Origin of the sequence: Synechocystis sp. LEGE 06083 (genome assembly GCF_015207725.1) — a bacterium.
Taxonomy (GTDB): domain Bacteria; phylum Cyanobacteriota; class Cyanobacteriia; order Cyanobacteriales; family Microcystaceae; genus Synechocystis; species Synechocystis salina.
Genome location: NZ_JADEWJ010000355.1, coordinates 1 through 3,157, shown reverse-complemented (window position 1 = coordinate 3,157; position 3,157 = coordinate 1). Strand labels below are relative to the sequence as shown.

The window sequence follows — 3,157 nt, the reverse complement described above, 5'->3', positions numbered from 1 at the left end:
GGATTAAAGGCGATGGCATAGTCCAGCTCCGCAATGGCATCATCCCAATAACCCAAACGCATATAGCCCTGGGCTCTGGTGAAATGGTCGGTTGCCTGTTTTTGGGCGGCCTTGATTTCCTCTGGCTCAATGCCCAGCTCCCCGGCGATCGCCTCCAGTTCAGCGCTGGTGGGAATGCGCTGGGTGGATTGACTTAACTCGGTCACCCGTTGGATATAGTTCTCAATTACCCCGCTGTGGACCAATGCCATGGCCTAGTTGTCCTCGGCGCTAATATCTTCCCCGATAATTCTAGCTTAGGAGTTTGGCTAGGCCTTGGGGACGGGGACCAAAAGGGAAAACGACTCCATGGGAAAACAGGGAGCCGATTTTTGAGTGCTTAACAACTTGGAAACGGAAAAAATTAGGGTTAACCCCCCCATAACTAAAGGATAGGGAGTCTTTCAACCTTTAGAAGCGGAAATTCCCCTGCCTCGCTTTAGCAGAAAGGAGTAGTTCACAACAAGTTCTAACCGAACTGTTCTTCCACTTCCAAATCAAACAGCATTTTGAGGGAGCGCAGGCATTGCTTACGGGCTTCAATGTCCTGTTGGGCCCGCAGTTGCACCATGGGTTCATGGAGAATTTTGTTGACGATGCCCCTGGTGAGGGCTTCGATTACTTCTTGATGTTTTTCGGCAAACTCGCTGCCCAGACGGGAAAGGGCTTTTTCCAATTCCTGTTCCCGAATATCTTCCACCTTACTGCGGAGGGAACTGATGGTGGGCACCGTTTCCAGCGATCGCCACCAGAGGTCAAAGGCGGCAATTTCTTCTTCTAGTAAAGCCTCTGCTTGCCGGGCCATCTGCCGACGGCTGGCTTGGTTTTGGGCCACCACTTCCTTCAGGTCATCCACGTTGAAAGCCCGCACTTGTTCCATGCCGTGGACATCGGCGGCCACGTTACGGGGCACGGAAATATCCACTAGCATTAAGCTCTTCCGATTAACCACACAGCCAGTCAAGTTCTGGCAATCCAAAATCGGTTCCGTTGCTCCAGTGCTGGTGAAGACAATATCCCCAGCGGCGATCGCTGTAAACATATCGGTGAGGGGACAGAGGGTCAGTTGGGCTTGGGGGAATTGGTTGGCTAAATCCTGGGAACGGCGTTGGGAACGGTTGACAATGGTAATGTCCGTAGCTCCCTTGGCCAACAAATGTTTTACCAGCAGGCAAGCCATTTTACCGGCCCCGATAATGACGGTTTTTTGGCTCGATAAATCCACCTGACGATGAACCAACTCCACCGCGGCGGAACTAATGGACACAGCCCCCGTACCAATGTCCGTTTCTGTTCTGACCCGACGACCGGCCGTAATGGCCTGTTTAAAGAGGCGATCGAGCAGACGACCCACCCCTTTATATTTTTGTCCCAACTTATGGGTAGTACGCACTTGGGCGAGGATTTGCCCTTCCCCCAGCACCAAACTTTCCAGGCCAGCCGCCACCCGCATCAAATGGCGCACCGCATCTTCGTGGAGGAGGGTAAACAAATAACGGCGTAGGGTTGCCAGGGGAATATTGCCAGTTTCGGAAAGGAATTGGGTAATTTCCACCACCCCCTTTTCTGTGTCCGTCACCACCGCGTAAATTTCCAGGCGGTTGCAGGTGCTAATGACAGTGACTTCTTCGATGTGGGGATAACTCCGCAGATGGGTTAACGCTTCCTCCAACTTAGCTTCTTGGATGCTGAGTTTTTCGCGAATTTCCACCGGGGCTGTCTTATGGCTCAGTCCCACAACGGCAATATTCATGGGTTCTCCTAAAGGATTCTCTAATAAGGTGGTGGTCGCAAAAATTACGACGTTTTTTGTTAAACAAGTTTCTCTAATCTTTGCAATGTAGTCCGAATGGCAGACCACAATCAAGGGTCAATACCGCCGGGGCTCATGAATTTTTGTTAAGTAAAACTAGCTCCGGTAACCATTGGGAAGTTTGCAAAATCTTTTGTAGGGATAATTCTTTTTCCAGCAAACAGGCGTGGCCGCTGTGGGGCAATATTTTCACCATGGCCTTGGGAAGATGGGACTGTAACTTGTGAGCTTCTTCTACGGAAGGCAGCAGTAAATCCCGGCCACTGGCCAAAATTAAGCTGGGGGCGCTGATTTTTCCTAGGTCTAATCCCTGTTGGTTGAAATTTTGCAATAGGGCCAACCTTTGGGCCACGATCGCCGGAGGAATGGAGCGCATAGCATTGAGCAATTGGCGACGATCCTGGGGCTGTAACCGTTCTACGGCGGCTAAAAAGGGTAGCCCGGTGAGGGTAGTAACTGTTTGCAAGGCATTGGGTAACCACTGATGGAAAGGAATGCCCCACTGTAACCAAGGGCGGCGGTCAAAGGCGGTGGCGGGATTGACTAAAATTAACTTGGCCACTTGCCGGGGATATAAACAGCTATAGGCCAGGGCCAAGCAACCCCCAAAGGATTCCCCACAGAGGTAGAGGGGCAACGTCAACCCCTCCTGTTGCTGGATTAGTTGGTGCAAGACGTTGGCGATCGCCGACCAATCGTCTGGGAGAGGCCCCGGAGTCAGGCGCAAAGCTAGCAGGTTAAAGTAATCCACCAACTCTGGCCGTTGCCGATAAAACAATTTACCCGTGCCATCCAACCCAGGCAAATAAAGCAAGCTGGGCCGTTGGCGATCGGGGGGATGAAGATTAACTAACTGCATTTTCTGTTAGATTTGTTGACGTAATTCTCTCCCTACCTATGGACGTTACCATTTATCTTCGTTGGTCCGCCTACGCTACGATCGCCAGTTTTATTTTCATGGTGCTGGCCTTTATCTTCCGTTGGGGATTCCGCTTTCGCCTGGTGGGGGTGACGAGCTTCATGACGGTTTTAACGGTGGGTATTTTTGGCCTCGGTTTGGGCATGTTTGACCGCCCAGCAGTGGAAGGGTCGGTGCGCTTCAATCGGGTGTATGACAATGGCGCCAATCAACTTGTCATTAGTGTGCCGGTGACCGTATCCCCCACGGAAGTGGAAGCCACCCTCAAACAGGCCGCCAATAATTACTTTTCCCTCGGCCGCATTTCCACCGATGGCAATGAACAAATGGTCATTCGGGCCCGAACTTTGGTCCATCCCCAGCCCGGCTTGACTAAACCCCTCCTG

General features: G+C 51.8%; 3 protein-coding genes and 1 pseudogene. 1 reads left to right on the top strand and 3 read right to left on the bottom strand.

Annotation, left to right across the window (positions count from 1 at the left end; genetic code table 11):
* The 3 genes and pseudogenes from IQ219_RS18365 to IQ219_RS18355 all read right to left on the bottom strand — a co-directional run.
* A pseudogene (locus IQ219_RS18365) lies at positions 1-251 on the bottom strand (hypothetical protein); the annotation flags it as partial.
* A gap of 257 nt (positions 252-508) precedes the next feature.
* A complete protein-coding gene (gene hemA, locus IQ219_RS18360; protein ID WP_194073562.1) occupies positions 509-1,792 on the bottom strand; it encodes a glutamyl-tRNA reductase in 1,284 nt (427 codons plus the stop codon).
* Between the two features lie 133 nt (positions 1,793-1,925).
* Positions 1,926-2,711: an alpha/beta fold hydrolase gene (locus tag IQ219_RS18355; RefSeq protein WP_194073561.1), complete on the bottom strand. Its 786-nt coding sequence runs from the start codon at positions 2,709-2,711 to the stop codon at positions 1,926-1,928.
* Positions 2,712-2,749: 38 nt separating this feature from the next.
* Here IQ219_RS18355 and IQ219_RS18350 point away from each other — a divergent pair.
* Positions 2,750-3,157, top strand: a 408-nt coding sequence (locus tag IQ219_RS18350) for a Ycf51 family protein (RefSeq protein ID WP_194073560.1), incomplete at its 3' end; no start/stop codon positions are given.